The following is a 16,893-nucleotide window of genomic DNA, read 5'->3' on the forward strand; positions in this document are numbered from 1 at the left end:
TTCACGAATCCTTATGCATCCAATCAAAAATATTCGTTTTTAAAATGTGCCCTAACTCGCCATATAAATCAAGGAAGTTGATGAGACCAATTTAAACCATCTGAAAAACGAAAGGACAGACCATGAACTCGATCGCCCTGAACCGCCCCTGCCCCCAGCACAAACAATCCCTGTTTGCGCGTATACGGTCCGTCCTGTCCGTACGACGTCAACGCCAACAATTGGCTCTGCTGGATGCCCGCGCCCTGAACGACATCGGCATCACCCGTGCCGAGGCCGACGCTGAGGCCCGCCGCCCCATCTGGGATGCCCCGCAGTTCTGGAAAAGCTGTCTTTAATACTCATGTTTTTTCAGCGATAGGCGATCTGCGGCAGCAGGTCGCCGTTTTTGTTGCGTATTTTAAGCGGAAATACCGCAGAAACTCTTGAAACACAGCCTGCAGTTGCCGATATTCAGCAGGAAAGTGGCCAATACATACGGGCCGCACGCAGATACGTTTAGGGAGACCTTTGTAAATGGCACAATTCGATACGATTCGGACGGCCGCAGGCGCACGCGCCGCCGAGATTGATGAGGGCCTTCGCGCCCATATGAACAAAGTCTACGGCACGATGTCCGTTGGCATGTTCATCACCTTCCTCGCAGCCTGGGCGATCTCGGGTCTGTCGATCACCACCGATCCGTCGGCGGCCGTAGCGCAGCTGAACGCGAACACCTACCTGACCGCGCTGGGTCATTCAATCTATGTCTCGCCGCTGAAATGGGTGATCATGTTTGCACCGCTGGCCTTTGTGTTCGGCTTCAGCGCCATGATCAACCGCATGTCGGCTGCGGCTGCACAGCTGGTGTTTTACTCGTTCGCCGCCGTGATGGGCCTGTCGATCAGCTGGATCTTCATCGCCTTCACCGGTCAGTCGATCATTCAGGTCTTCCTGATCACCTCGATCGCCTTCGCCGGCCTGTCGCTCTACGGCTACACGACCAAGAAAGACCTGTCGGGCATGGGCACCTTCCTGATCATGGGAGTTATCGGCCTGATCGTCGCGATGGTGGTCAACATCTTCCTGGCCTCGTCGGCCATGGCCTTCGCGATCTCGGTAATCGGCGTTCTGATCTTCGCCGGCCTGACCGCCTATGACACGCAGCAGATCAAGAACACCTACCTGCAGATGGCACATGCCGGTGATCAGGAGTGGCTGGGCAAAGCCGCCATCATGGGCGCGCTGAGCCTGTACCTGGACTTCATCAACATGTTCATGTTCCTGCTGCAACTGCTGGGGAACCGAGAGTAAACTTCTCCCCCACTGCAGAAACCATTCAAACCTGCCAGGACCCGATCTTGGCAGGTTTTTTGTTTTCGAAATATGCGTGACGGAACCTGTAGCTCACAGGTGATGGCCGAGCGTCACCCCTCCAGCTTGCGCGCCACCAGATACGAGGCCGGAAAGGCCGCCACAAACCCCACCACAGCCGCCAGCACGATTGGCAGGACTGCGGTGTAGCCCATCACCAGAACAGCAATAACCGCTGTGCCTGCGAGGGTAGAGCCGAGGAAGATATGAACGATCAACATCAGGGGGAGCATTGCGACCTCATTCAGGTATTCAACTGTGCGGAAACACTAGCGCGTTGATCAAATTCGGTCCTTGATCTGGGTCAGAGGTTTGGGGAGTAACAGATCGCTCGCAACGACCTGAGGGTATCCGTTCGAGGAAACAAGCGGAGCGGCTGAATGAAGGTGGGAAGAACCGCGACCATTCCAAGCGGATGAGCGGCGTCCCGGAAGTCGTCCAGTGGACGAACTCAGCCGCAAACGCGGAGCCCCGGAGCGCTAGAGCATTCGCAACGGTTGATCACTAGAACGGAGGGCAGCGCCGACCCGAGGGGTCGCGCAAACGCGCCGCCCCATGGGGGCGGGTCGGCGCGGCCCGGCGGTTCCGCCGGTCGGGAGGGTTGATCGGGACAAAAAGCTAAGGATCGTCAAACAAGTCGCTGGGGCTTCCAGCGTCCTCGATCACTTCAAAGACTTTTACTATTTCCTCTGACGAACTAGTCAGATTCCCTTTTGCATCATAGTGATGCTCGACTCTCAGCCGCACCTTAAGAGCGTCCCCTGGCTTAATCGGGAAACTACCTTTCTTGAAATTTGAAAGCCATTCTTCATCAAAAATATTTAATGACAGAGTCTTCTTGCCGTGTTTGAAAGTCCACTTGGCGTTTCCGATGAAATCAGGTTTTCCAATGACAAGGAACAAATCCTGCTCATTAACCAACTCCTTTTCATTACCGGTGTCTTCACTCGTCTCGGACGGCAACCAATCGCTTTCGAGGTTGACCTCATAGTCCTCTTTTCCAAGGGTAATCGTTAAACTTTCTCCAGATGAAAACTTGCGCTTTGTTTCCTGAAACCTATCGAGAGGTTGAGACAATCTTGTTGGATTGGGAGGAGGATAGTCCGGCAGTTGGCGAACTTCAGTCGCTCTTGCTAATTCGGCAATTTCCTCCGTCAAATCTGTGAGCTTTCTGTTCTCGTTTGCCGGTTCATCCAGCCACTCAATCGCGGCATACTTAGCTTTAACCAAATAGTGGCCTATCAACTTTTTTATGTCCGCATCCTTCAAAGCCTCATCAGGGAGGCTTTTGAGCACATTCCGCAGAAATATCTTTAGGCTCGACTTTTGGAGGTCTTCCACAATCAACGCGGTCTCAAGTTCCGCGTCGATCGTCTGAGTAAAAACTCGGTCCATATCCTCTAGCGAATGGATCAAGTCTGCTGCAATTTCAAATGCGCGGGCCGCCGAACCAATGTTTGGATCGTAATTGATCTTCAGAATAAGATCTGCGTCGGCATTCGGTTCTTCGTCTAAAATATGTATTCTTCTAACCATGCGTGCACTCTAGCCACATCCACTCAAAAGTGAATCCCTCGAACAGAAATCAATCTGAGAGCAGTGTTTCGCAGGTGTGGATTGCGTATTCAACTATTCCACCGTGTGGGCACGCAGGTTGGCTACGCCAACCGCTTTCGCCCACCGCCAATTAAAATGGACAGCCTTAACTGTCCATTTTAAGTGCTGAAATAAACGCCTCCTGCGGGATATCCACTTTCCCGAACTGGCGCATCTTCTTTTTCCCCGCTTTCTGCTTGTCCAGCAGTTTGCGTTTCCGCGTGGCGTCGCCTCCGTAGCATTTGGCGGTCACGTCCTTGCGCAGCGCCGAGAGGGTCTCGCGGGCGATGACCTTGCCTCCGATGGCGGCCTGGATCGGGATTTTAAACATGTGGCGCGGGATTAGGTCTTTGAGCTTTTCGCACATCGCCCGGCCCCGCATCTCGGCCCGGTCGCGGTGGACCATGGTTGAAAGCGCATCGACGGGTTCGTCATTCACCAGCACCGACATCTTGACCAGATTATCCTCGGTATAGCCGGTCATCTGGTAGTCGAACGAGGCATAGCCCTTGGTCACCGATTTCAGGCGGTCGTAGAAGTCAAAGACGACCTCGTTCAGCGGCAGGTCATAGACGACCATGGCGCGGGTGCCCGCATAGGTCAGGTCCAGCTGGATGCCGCGGCGATCCTGGCAGAGTTTCAGCACATCGCCGAGGTATTCGTCGGGAACCAGAATGGTCGCCTTGATGCGCGGTTCCTCGATATGGTCGACCTTGGAGGGGTCGGGCATGTCGGCGGGGTTGTGCAGCTCGATCATCTCGCCGTCTTTCATGTAGACGTGATAGATCACCGACGGCGCGGTTGTGATGAGCTCGATATCATATTCGCGTTCGATGCGGTCGCGGATGACCTCAAGGTGCAACAGCCCGAGGAAGCCGCAGCGGAAGCCAAAGCCCAGCGCGGCCGAGGTTTCCATTTCAAAGCTGAAGCTAGCGTCGTTCAGGGCCAGTTTGTCGATCGCATCGCGCAGGTCTTCGAACTCAGAACTGTCGACGGGAAAGAGGCCGCAGAACACCACCGGCTGCGCGGGTTTGAAGCCGTCCAGAGCGTCTTCGGTCCCGTTGCGGTCATTGGTGATCGTATCACCCACGCGAGTGTCGCGGACCTGTTTGATCGATGCGGTCAGAAAGCCGATCTCACCGGGGCCGAGGCTGTCGACCATCTCCATTTCAGGCCGGAAGACCCCGACGCGGTCGACATGGTGCAGGGTGTTGTTCGACATGAACTTGACCCGCATACCCTTTTTCAGCGTGCCGTCCATGATGCGGACCAGAACGATGACGCCGAGATAGGCGTCGTACCATGAATCCACCAGCATCGCCTTGAGCGGCGCGTCCAGATTGCCCTGCGGCGCAGGCAGTTGCTGCACGATGGCTTCCAGCGTTTCGTGGATGCCCTGCCCTGTCTTGGCGCTGACCTGAATGGCGTCGGTCGCGTCGATGCCGATTACATCCTCGATCTGTTCGGCCACGCGATCACAGTCGGAAGCAGGCAAGTCGATCTTGTTCAACACCGGCACGATCTCATGGTCGGCGTCGATGGCTTGGTACACGTTGGCCAGCGTCTGCGCCTCGACCCCTTGGGTCGAGTCCACAACCAGCAGAGAGCCCTCAACCGCGCGCATGGAGCGGCTGACCTCATAGGCAAAGTCCACGTGGCCGGGGGTGTCGATCAGGTTCAGCACATATTGCTCGCCATTGTCGGCGGTATAGTCGATACGAACCGTGTTGGCTTTGATGGTGATGCCACGCTCGCGCTCGATATCCATGCTGTCGAGCAGCTGCTCCTTCATGTCGCGATCCTTGACAGTTCCGGTCTCTTGGATGAGCCGGTCAGCAAGGGTGGATTTGCCATGGTCGATATGCGCGACGATGGAGAAATTGCGGATATGAGCGAGGTCTGTCATGGATTGGGATATGTCCGGAGTTTGTGGTCTCGTCAAGCGCTGAAGCGTTGCTAAAAAGGCCATTCTCTCAGCTTTCTGAGCAGTGGCATTTACCGGATTCTACCCAATGGGTAGAATGCTTAGAGCGACTGATCCGAATAAGAACCAGAAAGCAGCTGTCAGGTGGCCGACTATTCTATCTTCGTTTTGGGCGAAAGCCAGCTAACAATTTCGGTCGCGCAAGGGCTGGACGGCCTCACCCAGGGCACCGGCATCCATCTGATTGGCGAAACAATCACGATCGACTCGCGAGCTGCTACAGAAGTCTTCATAACGGACGCAGGTTCAGACACGCGCTTTGCAGACAATGATGGCAATCAGCGCTTGGATGGTGACCAAACAATCGATGGGACGTTGTTTTCCAGTGGCACTCGGGTTGAGGCCGAATATGGAATAACCCTGACGGATGGGACCAATACCTATCAGGCGGTTGCCTTCAATGTGAATAACTCCTCCCCCGCCTTTGGTACAGTTGAAGGGATAGCTTTCATCGGCGGTCCGGGCGGGTTTCCTCCATCAGATACCCCACTAACCGTCGTCAGTACACAAGAGGGTCCGAGCTTTGAATCCTCAGACTTTGCGAGCCCCATCTGCTTTTGCCGCGGAACACTCATAGAGACCCTAAAGGGTGATATCCCTATTGAGAAGCTCCAGGTGGGCGACTGGGTCTGGACGAAAGATGACGGGCACCTGCCGATCGCTTGGGTCGGGTCCCGAGATGTCATCGCGAACGGAAATTTTCGAGCTATAGAAATTCCCCCCGGCCCATTGCAAAATCCAATTGCACTCAGCGTTTCACAGCAACATCGGCTACTGATCACGCACCCTGCGGCTGAGCTAATGTTTGGGGCACCGGACGTATTTGTTCCTGCAATCAGCCTTGTTGATGTTGGTCTTGCCTGCTTCTCCGATGCACGCGCCGTTTGCTATCATCACATCTTGCTTGATCGGCATAGTATCATAAAGGCCAACGGGATTGAGTCAGAAAGCATGTTTGTTGCGAAAACGCCTCGGGACGCAGAGCCAGACGCTTTGTTTTTTGGGAATATCGGCCCCTTAGCGGCCGGGCCGATGCAGATCGCACGAATGCCACTAAGACGTCGTGAAGCCACGGTCTTGCTTTGTGAAGTCCTACGTATTGATCCTAAGCCATGTTTGATTCATACTCCCTCGCAGATTGAGAGGGGCACAAGATCCCTCCAAGCAGGCAAAAACGAGGCATGAGCATGAAACAGTTCCTCCTAATCGCATTTTGTGCGGCATCGCTGACGGCTATGGCTCCGATTGCAGAGGCATCGCAGATTAAGCGGGCGTGTTTGGCGTCGGATCGTCAGGCGGCGACGCGGGACCGGTGTAGTTGCATCCAGCGCGTGGCAGATCAAGCGTTGACGCGCAGTGATCAGAAGACCGTCTCGAAATGGTTCACAGACCCCCATCAGGCGCAACAATTGAAGATGTCTCAGACTGCACACGATGACGCGCTGTGGGACCGGTATCAGAACTTTGGCCAGATGGCGCAGGCGATCTGCAGCTAGGCCCTTCTGAAACCTTGACCTGATGCCCGCTGCGCCCCAGAAAAGGCGCAGCGAAAGGTGTATCTTATGGTGATGAAAGGGCTGACCCTGCGGGGCCTTGAGGTGTTCGAGGCGCTGGCCCGGACAGGATCGGTGGCGCAAGCGGCCGAGATCACGGGGCTCAGCCAGCCCTCGGTTTCTCAGCAATTGCGCAATCTGGAAAAGGCCATCGGCACCGATCTGGTGGACCACGGGCGCAGGCCGATGCGGCTGACGCAGGCCGGGCGCAGCTTTCTCACCCGCGCGCAGGCGGTTCTGTCCGAGCTGCAGATGGCCCAGAGCGAGCTGACTGTGATGGATCTTGGCCATCTCACTACGCTGTCCATCGGCTTAATCGACGATTTCGACAACGACCTGACACCGCGGCTTGCGACCCTTCTGGCCGACAGCCTGACGCGCTCGAAATTCAAGCTGATCACCCTGCCCAGCCTTGACCTGTTTTCCGAACTTGAGGCACAGCGCCTGCATATGGCCGTCTCGGCCCATAGCGGCGAGGTACTGGAGGGTGTGGTCGAGTACCCTTTGGTGCAGGACCCCTTCATTCTGGTCGCGCCGAGCAGCGTCGGCAATGGAACCGAGGCCGTCGAGAAGCTGCCTTTCCTGCGATATGCGCGAGAGCAGCTGATCAGCCGTCAGATTGAAAGCCATATCGCCCGACAGCAAATCGAGTTCGAGGAGCGGTTCGAGATCGGCTCACACCTGGCCCTGATGGCGATGGTGGCGCGGGGCTTGGGCTGGGCGATCACCACACCGCTGGGATATATGCGAGCGGCCCGGTTCCACGAGGACCTGCAGGCCCATCCCTGCCCGCTTGGCGCGTTTTCGCGCACGATATCGCTGTTCACCCGCACTGACTGGTCCGATCAGGTTCCGCAAGAGGTTTCGGGCATGATGCGACGGCTGATGCAAAGCCAGATGATCGATCCAGCCATTGCCAAGCTGCCCTGGCTCAGCGGGCAATTGAAGGTGATGGACAGCTAGCCCTCAAGATGCGTGGCAAGCCCTTCAACTGCGGTTTCGATCAGATCCAGCGCGCCGTCGAAATCCCGCGTGTAGTACGGGTCAGGTACGTGATCCGCGCCGGCATGAGGCGCAAAATCAGTCAATAGACGCACTTGGGTCTGATTGCCGACCGGGCGCAGGGCCTCAATATTCGCGATGTTCTCGGCGTCCATTCCAACAATCAGGTCGAACCGCTCGAAATCCTCAACCACGAATTGCCGGGCCCGCAGATCGTCCAGCTTGATATCCCGCGCTTTTGCCGCGGATTGCATCGGGCCATAAGGCGGCTTGCCGATATGCCAGGCTGCCGTCCCGGCGCTGTCGATTTCATGGTGGGGCGCGCGAGCGCGAAAAGTGCCCTCGGCCGCAGGAGACCGACAGATATTGCCCAGGCAAACAAAGAGGATACGATGTGTCATGGGCCAATCTGTAACGCGTGAGGGGCATATGGAAAAGATCGTCATTCTGACCGGAGCCGGGATTTCCGCCGAAAGCGGCCTCAGCACCTTTCGCGATGAGGGCGGCCTATGGGCGCAACACCGGATCGAGGATGTGGCAACGCCCGAAGGTTTCGCCCGCGATCCTGCCTTGGTTCAGGGGTTTTACAACGCCCGCCGCGTGCAGGCCGCCAAGGTGGAACCCAACGCAGCGCATAAGGCGCTTGCCCGGCTGCAACGGGACTTTCCGGGCGAGGTTGTGATCGTCACACAGAATGTCGACGGGCTGCACGAGGCCGGCGGCGCGCAGGATGTGATCCACATGCACGGGAAACTATCCGGCGCGCTCTGCGCATCCTGTGGCCACCGCTGGACAGCACCGCCTGAGATGGAGGTGGGCGAGCCCTGCCCGGCCTGCAATGCCCCCACCGCGCGCCCTGACGTGGTCTGGTTTGGGGAAATGCCCTATCATATGGAGGAGATTTTCGATCACCATGCCTCCGCCACGATCTTCACTGCGATCGGCACATCAGGCCAAGTCTATCCGGCGGCGGCTTTTGTCCACGAAGCTGGAGCAGTTGGGGCGCGAACTATCGAGATCAATCTTGAGCCGACGGGCGGAGGCTTCGACGACCATCTTCTGGGCAAAGCGTCCGAAACTGTGCCAAAATGGGTTGATCGCTTACTACAAATCCAAACCTAGTGCGAACGACAAGGCGGGACGACCCCACTCTATTTCAACAAGGTTTTTCAAGAGGCCGTAAAATGACCGACCAAAACCCACAAACCGGCGAGATTCTGGACGATGGCAGCATGACCGAGCGAGACAGGCTGAGCGCGCAACTCTCAAGCCTATGGTGGACGTTCCTGATACGTGGGGTTCTGGCGGGTGCGGTTGGTATCGCTGCGCTGTTTTGGCCGTCCGGCAGCATCGCGCTGTTGCTGCGGCTGGTTGGGGCACTGTTGATCATCGACGGCGGGTTGACCCTGCTGGGGGTTGGTCGCCGCGGACTGTTGGGCGGGGCGGCCATCGGCGCTGTTCTGATCGGCCTGATCCTACTGATCTGGCCGGAAGGCACCGTCAAGCTGGCCTTCTTCCTGCTGGGGGCCTGGGCATTGATCATCGGCATCGGCTCACTGGCCGCTTCACAACAAATGAATGAACGCGACCCTCAACGCGGCTCGATGCGTGTATCAGGGATCGCAGCCCTGATCATTGGACTGGTGCTGATGATATGGCCAGCCGTTGCATTGATTGCGCTGGGGTGGGCCATCGCCTTTTCAGCCCTCGCGATTGCAGCCGTGATGTTCTGGCTGGCCACTCGTCTACACAACGCCAGCGACCGGGTCGGCATGAAAACCATCAATCGCTAAAGTGCCAACACCAGCCCAGAGACGCAAAAGGCCGGGCTCCTTGCCCGGCCTTACGCATGGATGAAGGCCGCAGCGCGGCCCGAAGACAGGCGTTCACCTAGTTCGAATGCGACCCGTGGTTGTCATGGCCGTGCTTGTCCTGGCGTTCCAGATCAACCGGAATCTCAACCACGACCTCACCTGCATTTTCAAAAACCAGCGTAACCGGCAGCATCTTGCCTTGCTCAAACGGGTTCTTCAGCCCCATGAACATCACATGGGCGCCCCCGCGCTTGAGCGTAAAGCTCTCACCCGCTGGAATCACAAAGCCTTCCTCGACATGCACCATCTTGGCCACGCCCGCATCGTCGATCATATGGGTGTGAAGCTCGACCCGAGCCGATACGTCCGAAGCCGCACGGATCAGGCGATCGTCGGTGTCACTGGTGTTCTGTATCACCATAAAGGCCGCGCCCGCCTTGGCCGCCTTACCAGACGACCTCGCATATGCGTCGTCTACAACGATGATATCGGCGGCAAGGGCTGGAACGGCCAATAAGCACCCGGCCAGTGTTGCGAACAGAGTGGATTTGAGGGACATCTCGCCTCTCCTATTTCTTTTGGTCTGACTTGTATCGAAAGGAAATCAGACCGTTGCCGGAGGGGCTCGCGCCGGTTTCCGCGGCAACGGCAGCGCGATCAGGTTTTCATCGCGGCTGAGCGGCTGAACACCACCCAACAGAGGCACATCGGGCATGACCAGAGGATGCGGATTAACCGCCCCCAGCAGAACTAAAGCATAGTCAGGACAATAGTGCGGAGGCGCTGTCGGCTGCCCGTCCGCATCCATATAGAAGACAACGGGTCCTGTGCCCGTACACAGCACCATCTGGCCGATGGCGCGGTCAACTCCGCGCGAAACGGCCAATCCCTGCCCTGTCAGAACAACCAACAGGCACATCACAACAGGCAGTATTCGAGGCACGAAACGTTTCATTCGGCCTCGATATAGGCCGCTGAGCTAACGGGCTTCAAGCGCCAAACCGTCGCGCCCGAAATCGCTTCAGTATTCCAGGCCGCGCCGCTTTACGGTTCCCTTTGTGAGGCTGGTATGAGACCGGTTCACCCGGCGCTGCATCCGGGAACATGCGGAAATTGTCTTACTTGCCAGCTTACTCAGCAAAAGAAAGAAATAAAAACTCTTAAATGACATTGGACAACACTCGTTGTTGATAAGCCAATAGTGTCAAAAATAGGGCGCCCCGGTCTGTGAACAAGATCACTCAAGAGGATTTTGTTTCCCAAATCTTCACAGTTCCCACTAATCGTTTCCAAACAAAAAAGCCCCGAACCACTTAGGTTCGAGGCTTTGAAATTCTAATAAGTGCAAGGACTTAGGCTGCGGCTTGTGCCTTAGCGATTTCCTTTTTCACTTTCAGAGCATTTGCCGACAGCTCTTCGTCCTTGGCTTTCGCCAGGAACGCGTCCAGACCACCACGGTGGTCGACCGAGCGCAGGGCAGCTGCCGAGATGCGCAGCTTAACACCGCGACCCAGGGTCTCGGACTGCAGGGTAACGTCGTTCAGGTTCGGCAGAAAACGACGACGAGTTCTGTTTTTGGCGTGGCTGACATTGTTGCCAGTCATCGGGCCTTTTCCGGTCAGTTCGCAACGGCGCGACATGGTTTCTTCCTTTGTTTCTGGAGGCCCGGCAAAACGCCTGCGGCCAAATCACAAGGGGCACAACCCGAAGTCGCGCCCGAAAACTGGTTGGATGCGTGTAGTGGGAATCGCTGGAAGGGTCAAGACGCAGCGGACGGATTCTTTTCCGAAACCTCTTGCAACCGAACGGCCCGCCGGGCCGTGCCTACGGCGTGAGTATTTTTGAAAAGATGCAAGTGTCATCAGACCAGGCTCGCCAGCATTTTCTCGGCCGCGGCGGCGGGGCTGAGGCGGCCTTGGGATACCTCGGCATCAAGCTGCGCCATCTGCGCCTTGGCCTGCGCCGTTTCGAGGCGTGCAAGCAGCGAATGCCGCACCTCCTGATCGAACCAATAGCGGGCTTGCGCGGCGCGGTTGGACTGCCAGTGCCCTGCTTCGCGCCGCCACTCGGTCAGGCTCTGGATTTCTGACCATGCCTTGTCCAGCCCATGTTCCTCAACCGCAGAAACAGCCATCGCCTTCGGGAAACCTTCGGGGTCCTGAGGCCGCTTGCGCAACAGGCGCAGGGCACCGGCGTAGTCGGCGCAAGTGCGGGTTGCGGTTGCCTTCAGGTCTCCGTCGGCCTTGTTGATCAGGATGATGTCCGCCATCTCCATGATACCGCGCTTCACGCCTTGCAACTCATCCCCGCCTGCCGGGGCCAGCAGCAGCAGGAACAGGTCCGACAGCTCCGAGACCACGGTTTCGGACTGGCCGACGCCCACGGTTTCGATCAGGACGACATCGTAGCCTGCTGCCTCGCACAGGGCGATGGCCTCGCGGGTGCGGCGGGCGACGCCGCCAAGGTGGCTTTGGCTGGGAGAGGGGCGGATAAAGGCGTTTTTCTCGCGGCTCAGGCGCTCCATCCGGGTTTTGTCACCTAGGATCGAGCCGCCCGAACGGGCCGAGCTTGGATCGACAGCCAGAACCGCAACGCGTAGCCCCTGCCCGATCAGCATCATGCCAAAGCTTTCGATGAAGGTGGACTTGCCGACACCCGGCGTGCCCGACAGGCCAATCCGCAGGGATTGCCGCCCGGACTGCGCCAGATGGGACAGCAACTCGGTCGCTTGCGCCCGGTGATCTTCCCGCTGGCTTTCGACCAAGGTGATTGCACGCGCCAAGGCCCGACGCTCGCCTTGCAATATCCTGTCGCCCAAGTCAGCTATGTCCATCCGTCCGGTCCCTTTAGAATCCGCCCTAGATGAATGTGCGACGCGTGGTTTGTCCAGAGGCCCTGCGGGATTAACTGCGCGGCTTCTGGACGTCGGGTCTCGCTTTGGCGATAAGGCCGCATGAGCCGTTTGCCGATAGATGACGCCCTTCCGGAACTCCTGGAGACCCTGAGAGCCCATGGCCGTGCCGTGCTGCAGGCCCCGCCGGGGGCGGGCAAGACGACTCGGGTGCCTCTGGCGATGCTAGAGGCCGGATTGTGCGCCGGTCGGATCGTGATGCTCGAACCCCGGCGGTTGGCCGCCCGCGCCGCGGCCGAGCGGATGGCCGAAACGCTAGGCGAACGCGCGGGGCAAACGGTCGGATACCGAGTCCGGGGCGATGCGAAAGTGTCGAAATCCACCCGGATCGAGGTGGTCACCGAAGGCATCCTGACCCGCATGTTGCAATCTGAGCCCGACTTGCCCGGCATCGGCGCGGTGATTTTCGATGAGTTCCACGAACGCTCTCTGAACGCCGATCTGGGGCTGGCCCTGTGTCTTGAGGTAACCGGAGCCCTGCGCGATGACCTGATCCTATTGGCCATGTCGGCGACGCTGGATGCAGACCCCGTGGGGAGGTTGATGGAGGCCCCGCTGGTGACCTCGGAAGGTCGCAACTATCCGGTTGAAACGCGATGGCTGGAGAAACCACTGGGTGCGCAGGGCCGGCGGTTGGACGCGCTAATTGATCTAGTCGAGAAGGCCGAGCGGGACAGCCGCGCCATCGGCGGCGGTATCCTCGTGTTTCTTCCGGGCGAGGGTGAGATCCGCCGCGCAGAAAGCGCCCTGTCCGGGCGATTACCACAGGATTGCGTTGTGCGCCCTCTCTTTGGGGCCATGCCCTTTGCCGCCCAGCGCGCGGCGATTGCGCCGGTTGAGAGCGGGCGGAAGGTGGTGCTGGCAACCTCGATTGCCGAAACCTCGCTGACGATCCCCGATATCCGCGTAGTGGTCGATATGGGACAGGCACGGCGGGCGCGGTTCGATCCCGGCTCGGGCATGTCGCGGCTGGTGACGGAACGGGTCACGCGCGCCGAAGCAACCCAGCGCGCAGGCCGGGCGGGCCGCGTTTCAGACGGGCTATGCTATCGGCTGTGGTCGAAGGGCGAAGAAGGCGCATTGGCCGCCTACCCGCCTGCCGAGATCGAGGCCGCCGATCTGACCGGGCTTGCGCTGGAGCTGGCGCTATGGGGCGCTGAGGCCAGCGATCTGGCATTTCTGACGGCACCGCCCGAGGGCGCTCTGGCCGAGGCGCAGGCGCTGCTGACCCTACTGGGCGCTCTAGATGGCAAGGGCAGGATCACGGATCATGGGCGTGCATTGGCTGCCCTGCCCTTGCATCCCCGCTTGGGTCATATGCTGGTTACGGCGGGGGCGCAGGCAGCCCCTCTGGCCGCACTGATGGCGGAACGTGATCCGCTGAAGGGCGCTCCGGTTGACCTGTCCTTGCGGCTTGAAGCTCTGCGCGACGCCCGTGCGTTTCAGCGCAACCGGGTCTGGCAGGTCAATATGGGAGTGTTGGACCGGGTGAAGGCCGAGGCCAAACGGTTGCGGGCGAAGGCCGGATCTGAGGCTGAAGACCTAAGCCCTGCGTCAATGGCCGCGCTGGCCTATCCAGACCGCATTGGTCAAAGGCGCAAGGGCGATGCACCGCGCTATGTGCTGTCCGGTGGCAAGGGCGTTGTGCTGGACAGCGGCGATACGCTGGCAGGCGCGCCCTATTTGGTGGCCATAGATACCGACGGCAACCCGCGCGAGGCGAAAGCGCGCATGGCTGTACAAATCAGCGAAAGTGAAATTCGCGCCCTGTTTGCAGATCGGATCGGATGGGAGACCAGCTGCGTCTGGTCAAAACGCGACCGACGGGTCATTGCACGGCGGCAAGAACGCCTCGGCGCAATCACGTTAGAGGACCGTATCTGGAAAGACGTCCCCGAGGACGCGATAGCCCGTGCCATGTTGGACGGGGTTCGCGATCTGGGGCTGCGGTTGGAGGGCGCAGCCGCCCGGCTGGCCGCGCGGGTCGAACTGGCGCGTGCCGATGGGGTCGACCTGCCCGACTTCTCGGACCAAGGGCTGATCGACACGGTGGAAGATTGGCTGCTGCCCATGCTATCGGGCGTGCGTAGCGCAGAGAACTGGAAGCGCTTTGACCTGCTGCCCGCGCTGCGGGCCCGTCTGGACTGGACGCAGACGCAAGAGCTGGACCGCCGCGCGCCGGGATCCTTCGTCACCCCACTGGGCCGCAAGGTTCCCATCGACTACGGCGGCGATGCGCCCGAAATCTCGGTGCGTCTGCAAGAACTGTTCGGTGTCACGCGCCATCCGGTGGTCGGAGGCACACCGCTGAAGATCACCCTACTGTCTCCCGCACAACGCCCGATCCAGATCACCCGCGACCTGCCGGGGTTCTGGGCTGGCTCTTACGCGGATGTCCGCAAGGACATGCGCGCGCAATACCCCAAACACCCTTGGCCCGAAGATCCAACGCAGGCCGATCCGACGTTGCGGGCCAAACGAAGGCCCGGCTGAGGCATCACCAAGCACCGAATTTTGCCGAATTCCCCCCAAATTGCGACAAAATTGCCGCCAAACCCCTAAGAAAAGCCGTTTTTCCGAGGTTACGTTGCATTCATCAATTCCGAAGACTATCTGAACATGCATTGAGGTAAGATGTTTTCCGAGCGGCAGAAGAATGAAAGCGCAGTTGCAGAGAATCTGGGATGAGGTCGGACGACCTATGATACAGCGACCCAAGCGCGTGCAGGTGGCCGCCCTCTGTACGCGTCAGACCAAATCAGGCCACGAGGTTCTTTTGGTGACCAGCCGCGATACCGGGCGCTGGATCATTCCCAAAGGCTGGCCGATCGACGGACTGGACGGCGCCGGAACTGCCCTGCAAGAGGCCTGGGAAGAGGCCGGCGTGCGCGAGGCCAAAGCCAAAAATGAGCCAGTGGGTCACTTCACTTATGACAAGGTCCTCAAAGACGGCTCGGTCGAGGCGGTGTTGACCAGCGTCTACCATCTGCGCGTGACGAAACTGCTAGATGACTTCCCCGAAGTAGATCAGCGTCAGCGGAGCTGGGTGACGCCGAAGATTGCCGCTGAACGTGTCGATGAGCCTGAACTCAAAGCCCTGCTCAGGCATCTTTAATGGTCAAGTGGCGTCATGGTTGCCCTCAGGTCTTGAAACCTGTAGGGACCGGCGTCACTCTTTTTGGACCTTATCAAGCCCATGTCGAACACGAACTCCAAACCGCGCTGGAAAGCGCTGGATAGCGACCTGCATCGCATCTCGCGGGTCGAGACAGCAAATGCGCATGTCGCCCGCCCCTTGCTGGCGCCAGGCATCGCTCTGGCCTTCATGGCGCTGGCCGGGCTGACGGCGGCGGTTCTGTTCGGGCAGGCGGATGGTGGCGTGATCGTCGTCGCAGCGGCGGCGTTCGGGGCCTACATGGCAATCAATATCGGCGCCAATGACGTGGCCAACAACATGGGCCCAGCCGTGGGTGCAAATGCCCTGACCATGGGCGGCGCGATTGCCATTGCAGCCATTGCCGAAAGCGCAGGCGCGTTGCTGGCAGGCGGAGATGTGGTCTCGACCATCTCGAAGGGGATCATTGATCCGGCCTCGGTCCAGAACAGCAATGTGTTCATCTGGGCGATGATGGCGGCGCTGATCTCCTCGGCCATGTGGGTCAATCTTGCGACTTGGCTGGGCGCGCCTGTTTCGACCACCCATTCCGTCGTAGGCGGAGTCATGGGTGCTGGCGTCGCTGCGGCAGGGCTGAGCGCGGTCAGTTGGGGCACCATGGGGGCCATCGCGGCCAGCTGGGTGATCTCTCCGGTTCTGGGCGGCGTGATTGCGGCAGTGTTTCTGGCGCTGATCAAAGCCAAAATCCAGTATCAAGACGACAAGATTGCAGCCGCACAGCGCTGGGTGCCGATCCTCGTTGGGCTGATGGCCGGTGCGTTCGCCACCTATCTGGCGGTGAAGGGGCTGAAGAAAATCGTTGCGATTGATCTGAACATAGCTGTTCTGATCGGTCTCGGCGCTGGTCTGCTGGCATGGGCCGTGACGGTGCCATGGGTGCGCCGCCGCTCGCAAGGGCTAGAGAACCGCACGAGGTCGCTGAAAACCCTTTTCGGGCTGCCTCTGGTGATTTCTGCGACCTTCCTCAGCTTTGCGCATGGGGCCAATGACGTGGCGAATGCGGTCGGACCGCTCGCCGCTATCGTGCACGCAGCCGAGTTCGGAGATTTTGCCGCCAAAGTCACCATTCCCACATGGGTCATGGTGATCGGAGCCTTTGGGATTTCATTCGGTCTATTCCTGTTCGGGCCGAAACTGATCCGAATGGTGGGCAGTCAGATCACCAAGCTGAACCCGATGCGCGCCTTCTGCGTCGCGCTGTCTGCCGCCATCACCGTGATCCTGGCCAGTTGGTTGGGCCTGCCGGTGAGCTCGACCCATATCACTGTGGGTGCCGTTTTTGGTGTGGGCTTCTACCGCGAATGGCATACCGACCGACGCTGGGCACACTCCAACCGCCAACGCCCACCCGAGCAGCGACTGGCGCGGGAAGAGCATCAGCGGCGCAAGCTGGTTCGCCGGTCGCATTTCATGACGATCGTGGCCGCTTGGGTCGTGACCGTTCCGGCAGCGGCTGTGTTGTCCGCCGTGATATTCTGGATGCTGACCGCATTTGGGTAAGCTGG

18 protein-coding genes are annotated in these 16,893 nt (G+C 59.0%); 10 read left to right on the forward strand and 8 right to left on the reverse strand.

Going from position 1 to position 16,893, the window contains the following annotated elements:
* Nucleotides 1–122: 122 nt before the first annotated feature.
* Nucleotides 123–338 (forward strand): DUF1127 domain-containing protein, encoded by a 216-nt coding sequence (locus ACR0AI_RS10775; protein ID WP_480674112.1) that lies wholly within the window; start codon nucleotides 123–125, stop codon nucleotides 336–338.
* 178 nt (nucleotides 339–516) lie between these two features.
* A complete protein-coding gene (locus tag ACR0AI_RS10780; RefSeq protein WP_170377970.1) occupies nucleotides 517–1,293 on the forward strand; it encodes a Bax inhibitor-1/YccA family protein in 777 nt (258 codons plus the stop codon).
* A gap of 113 nt (nucleotides 1,294–1,406) precedes the next feature.
* On the opposite strand, the gene ACR0AI_RS10785 is transcribed toward ACR0AI_RS10780, so the two are convergent.
* The 3 genes from ACR0AI_RS10785 to lepA form a co-directional block, all read right to left on the reverse strand.
* Nucleotides 1,407–1,586 carry a CTP synthetase gene (locus tag ACR0AI_RS10785; RefSeq protein WP_170665619.1) on the reverse strand — a complete coding sequence of 60 codons (180 nt, stop codon included), beginning with the start codon at nucleotides 1,584–1,586 and terminating at the stop codon, nucleotides 1,407–1,409.
* A gap of 385 nt (nucleotides 1,587–1,971) precedes the next feature.
* On the reverse strand, nucleotides 1,972–2,889 hold the full coding sequence (locus ACR0AI_RS10790) for an LAPAL motif-containing putative phage structural protein (RefSeq protein ID WP_480674110.1): 918 nt from the start codon (nucleotides 2,887–2,889) through the stop codon (nucleotides 1,972–1,974).
* 166 nt (nucleotides 2,890–3,055) lie between these two features.
* On the reverse strand, nucleotides 3,056–4,855 hold the full coding sequence (lepA, locus tag ACR0AI_RS10795) for a translation elongation factor 4 (protein ID WP_480597793.1): 1,800 nt from the start codon (nucleotides 4,853–4,855) through the stop codon (nucleotides 3,056–3,058).
* Between the two features lie 162 nt (nucleotides 4,856–5,017).
* Between lepA and ACR0AI_RS10800 the strand changes: the two genes are divergently transcribed.
* The 3 genes from ACR0AI_RS10800 to ACR0AI_RS10810 all read left to right on the forward strand — a co-directional run bounded on the left by ACR0AI_RS10800 (nucleotide 5,018) and on the right by ACR0AI_RS10810 (nucleotide 7,449).
* On the forward strand, nucleotides 5,018–6,118 hold the full coding sequence (locus tag ACR0AI_RS10800; protein ID WP_480674107.1) for a Hint domain-containing protein: 1,101 nt from the start codon (nucleotides 5,018–5,020) through the stop codon (nucleotides 6,116–6,118).
* 2 nt (nucleotides 6,119–6,120) lie between these two features.
* Nucleotides 6,121–6,429, forward strand: coding sequence for a hypothetical protein (locus ACR0AI_RS10805; protein WP_480674105.1), 309 nt, complete (start codon nucleotides 6,121–6,123; stop codon nucleotides 6,427–6,429).
* A gap of 66 nt (nucleotides 6,430–6,495) precedes the next feature.
* Nucleotides 6,496–7,449: a LysR family transcriptional regulator gene (locus ACR0AI_RS10810; protein WP_480525234.1), complete on the forward strand. Its 954-nt coding sequence runs from the start codon at nucleotides 6,496–6,498 to the stop codon at nucleotides 7,447–7,449.
* On the opposite strand, the gene ACR0AI_RS10815 is transcribed toward ACR0AI_RS10810, so the two are convergent.
* A complete protein-coding gene (locus ACR0AI_RS10815; protein ID WP_480674103.1) occupies nucleotides 7,446–7,889 on the reverse strand; it encodes a low molecular weight protein-tyrosine-phosphatase in 444 nt (147 codons plus the stop codon). The genes ACR0AI_RS10810 and ACR0AI_RS10815 overlap by 4 nt on opposite strands.
* A gap of 28 nt (nucleotides 7,890–7,917) precedes the next feature.
* Between ACR0AI_RS10815 and ACR0AI_RS10820 the strand changes: the two genes are divergently transcribed.
* Both ACR0AI_RS10820 and ACR0AI_RS10825 read left to right on the forward strand, forming a co-directional pair.
* Complete coding sequence (locus ACR0AI_RS10820) at nucleotides 7,918–8,610, forward strand: NAD-dependent deacylase (RefSeq protein WP_480674230.1); 693 nt, start codon at nucleotides 7,918–7,920, stop codon at nucleotides 8,608–8,610.
* A 62-nt stretch (nucleotides 8,611–8,672) separates the two neighbouring features.
* Nucleotides 8,673–9,281 (forward strand): HdeD family acid-resistance protein, encoded by a 609-nt coding sequence (locus ACR0AI_RS10825; protein WP_480674101.1) that lies wholly within the window; start codon nucleotides 8,673–8,675, stop codon nucleotides 9,279–9,281.
* A 97-nt stretch (nucleotides 9,282–9,378) separates the two neighbouring features.
* Here the strand turns inward: ACR0AI_RS10825 and ACR0AI_RS10830 are convergent, their stop codons facing one another.
* The 4 genes from ACR0AI_RS10830 to meaB all read right to left on the reverse strand — a co-directional run bounded on the left by ACR0AI_RS10830 (nucleotide 9,379) and on the right by meaB (nucleotide 12,135).
* Nucleotides 9,379–9,861, reverse strand: a complete 483-nt coding sequence (locus tag ACR0AI_RS10830) for a copper chaperone PCu(A)C (RefSeq protein WP_480539971.1) — start codon at nucleotides 9,859–9,861, stop codon at nucleotides 9,379–9,381.
* 45 nt (nucleotides 9,862–9,906) lie between these two features.
* Nucleotides 9,907–10,257, reverse strand: a complete 351-nt coding sequence (locus tag ACR0AI_RS10835; protein WP_480674098.1) for a hypothetical protein — start codon at nucleotides 10,255–10,257, stop codon at nucleotides 9,907–9,909.
* Nucleotides 10,258–10,654: 397 nt separating this feature from the next.
* Complete coding sequence (gene rpmB / locus ACR0AI_RS10840) at nucleotides 10,655–10,942, reverse strand: 50S ribosomal protein L28 (protein WP_085794823.1); 288 nt, start codon at nucleotides 10,940–10,942, stop codon at nucleotides 10,655–10,657.
* Between the two features lie 221 nt (nucleotides 10,943–11,163).
* Entirely contained in the window at nucleotides 11,164–12,135 is a 972-nt protein-coding gene (gene meaB, locus ACR0AI_RS10845) for a methylmalonyl Co-A mutase-associated GTPase MeaB (RefSeq protein WP_480674096.1), read from the reverse strand.
* Nucleotides 12,136–12,255: 120 nt separating this feature from the next.
* On the opposite strand from meaB, the gene hrpB reads away from it, so the two are divergent.
* The 3 genes from hrpB to ACR0AI_RS10860 all read left to right on the forward strand — a co-directional run bounded on the left by hrpB (nucleotide 12,256) and on the right by ACR0AI_RS10860 (nucleotide 16,888).
* Nucleotides 12,256–14,706 carry an ATP-dependent helicase HrpB gene (gene hrpB / locus ACR0AI_RS10850; protein WP_480674094.1) on the forward strand — a complete coding sequence of 817 codons (2,451 nt, stop codon included), beginning with the start codon at nucleotides 12,256–12,258 and terminating at the stop codon, nucleotides 14,704–14,706.
* 163 nt (nucleotides 14,707–14,869) lie between these two features.
* Nucleotides 14,870–15,328 (forward strand): NUDIX hydrolase, encoded by a 459-nt coding sequence (locus ACR0AI_RS10855; protein WP_480674092.1) that lies wholly within the window; start codon nucleotides 14,870–14,872, stop codon nucleotides 15,326–15,328.
* Between the two features lie 81 nt (nucleotides 15,329–15,409).
* Nucleotides 15,410–16,888, forward strand: coding sequence for an inorganic phosphate transporter (locus ACR0AI_RS10860; protein ID WP_480674090.1), 1,479 nt, complete (start codon nucleotides 15,410–15,412; stop codon nucleotides 16,886–16,888).
* Nucleotides 16,889–16,893 lie beyond the last annotated feature (5 nt).

The organism is Ruegeria sp. BG3, from assembly GCF_056538485.1.

What these genes read in the sequence shown, in the direction of transcription:
- ACR0AI_RS10775 (WP_480674112.1), top strand. Translation starts at nt 123, where the DNA reads ATGAACTCGATCGCCCTGAACCGCCCCTGCCCCCAGCACAAACAATCC.
- ACR0AI_RS10815 (WP_480674103.1), bottom strand. Translation starts at nt 7,889, where the DNA reads ATGACACATCGTATCCTCTTTGTTTGCCTGGGCAATATCTGTCGGTCT.
- ACR0AI_RS10860 (WP_480674090.1), top strand. Translation starts at nt 15,410, where the DNA reads ATGTCGAACACGAACTCCAAACCGCGCTGGAAAGCGCTGGATAGCGAC.
- ACR0AI_RS10825 (WP_480674101.1), top strand. Translation starts at nt 8,673, where the DNA reads ATGACCGACCAAAACCCACAAACCGGCGAGATTCTGGACGATGGCAGC.
- ACR0AI_RS10805 (WP_480674105.1), top strand. Translation starts at nt 6,121, where the DNA reads ATGAAACAGTTCCTCCTAATCGCATTTTGTGCGGCATCGCTGACGGCT.
- hrpB (WP_480674094.1), top strand. Translation starts at nt 12,256, where the DNA reads ATGAGCCGTTTGCCGATAGATGACGCCCTTCCGGAACTCCTGGAGACC.
- ACR0AI_RS10790 (WP_480674110.1), bottom strand. Translation starts at nt 2,889, where the DNA reads ATGGTTAGAAGAATACATATTTTAGACGAAGAACCGAATGCCGACGCA.
- ACR0AI_RS10830 (WP_480539971.1), bottom strand. Translation starts at nt 9,861, where the DNA reads ATGTCCCTCAAATCCACTCTGTTCGCAACACTGGCCGGGTGCTTATTG.
- meaB (WP_480674096.1), bottom strand. Translation starts at nt 12,135, where the DNA reads ATGGACATAGCTGACTTGGGCGACAGGATATTGCAAGGCGAGCGTCGG.
- ACR0AI_RS10810 (WP_480525234.1), top strand. Translation starts at nt 6,496, where the DNA reads ATGGTGATGAAAGGGCTGACCCTGCGGGGCCTTGAGGTGTTCGAGGCG.
- lepA (WP_480597793.1), bottom strand. Translation starts at nt 4,855, where the DNA reads ATGACAGACCTCGCTCATATCCGCAATTTCTCCATCGTCGCGCATATC.
- ACR0AI_RS10780 (WP_170377970.1), top strand. Translation starts at nt 517, where the DNA reads ATGGCACAATTCGATACGATTCGGACGGCCGCAGGCGCACGCGCCGCC.
- ACR0AI_RS10820 (WP_480674230.1), top strand. Translation starts at nt 7,918, where the DNA reads ATGGAAAAGATCGTCATTCTGACCGGAGCCGGGATTTCCGCCGAAAGC.
- ACR0AI_RS10855 (WP_480674092.1), top strand. Translation starts at nt 14,870, where the DNA reads ATGAAAGCGCAGTTGCAGAGAATCTGGGATGAGGTCGGACGACCTATG.
- ACR0AI_RS10785 (WP_170665619.1), bottom strand. Translation starts at nt 1,586, where the DNA reads ATGCTCCCCCTGATGTTGATCGTTCATATCTTCCTCGGCTCTACCCTC.
- ACR0AI_RS10835 (WP_480674098.1), bottom strand. Translation starts at nt 10,257, where the DNA reads ATGAAACGTTTCGTGCCTCGAATACTGCCTGTTGTGATGTGCCTGTTG.
- rpmB (WP_085794823.1), bottom strand. Translation starts at nt 10,942, where the DNA reads ATGTCGCGCCGTTGCGAACTGACCGGAAAAGGCCCGATGACTGGCAAC.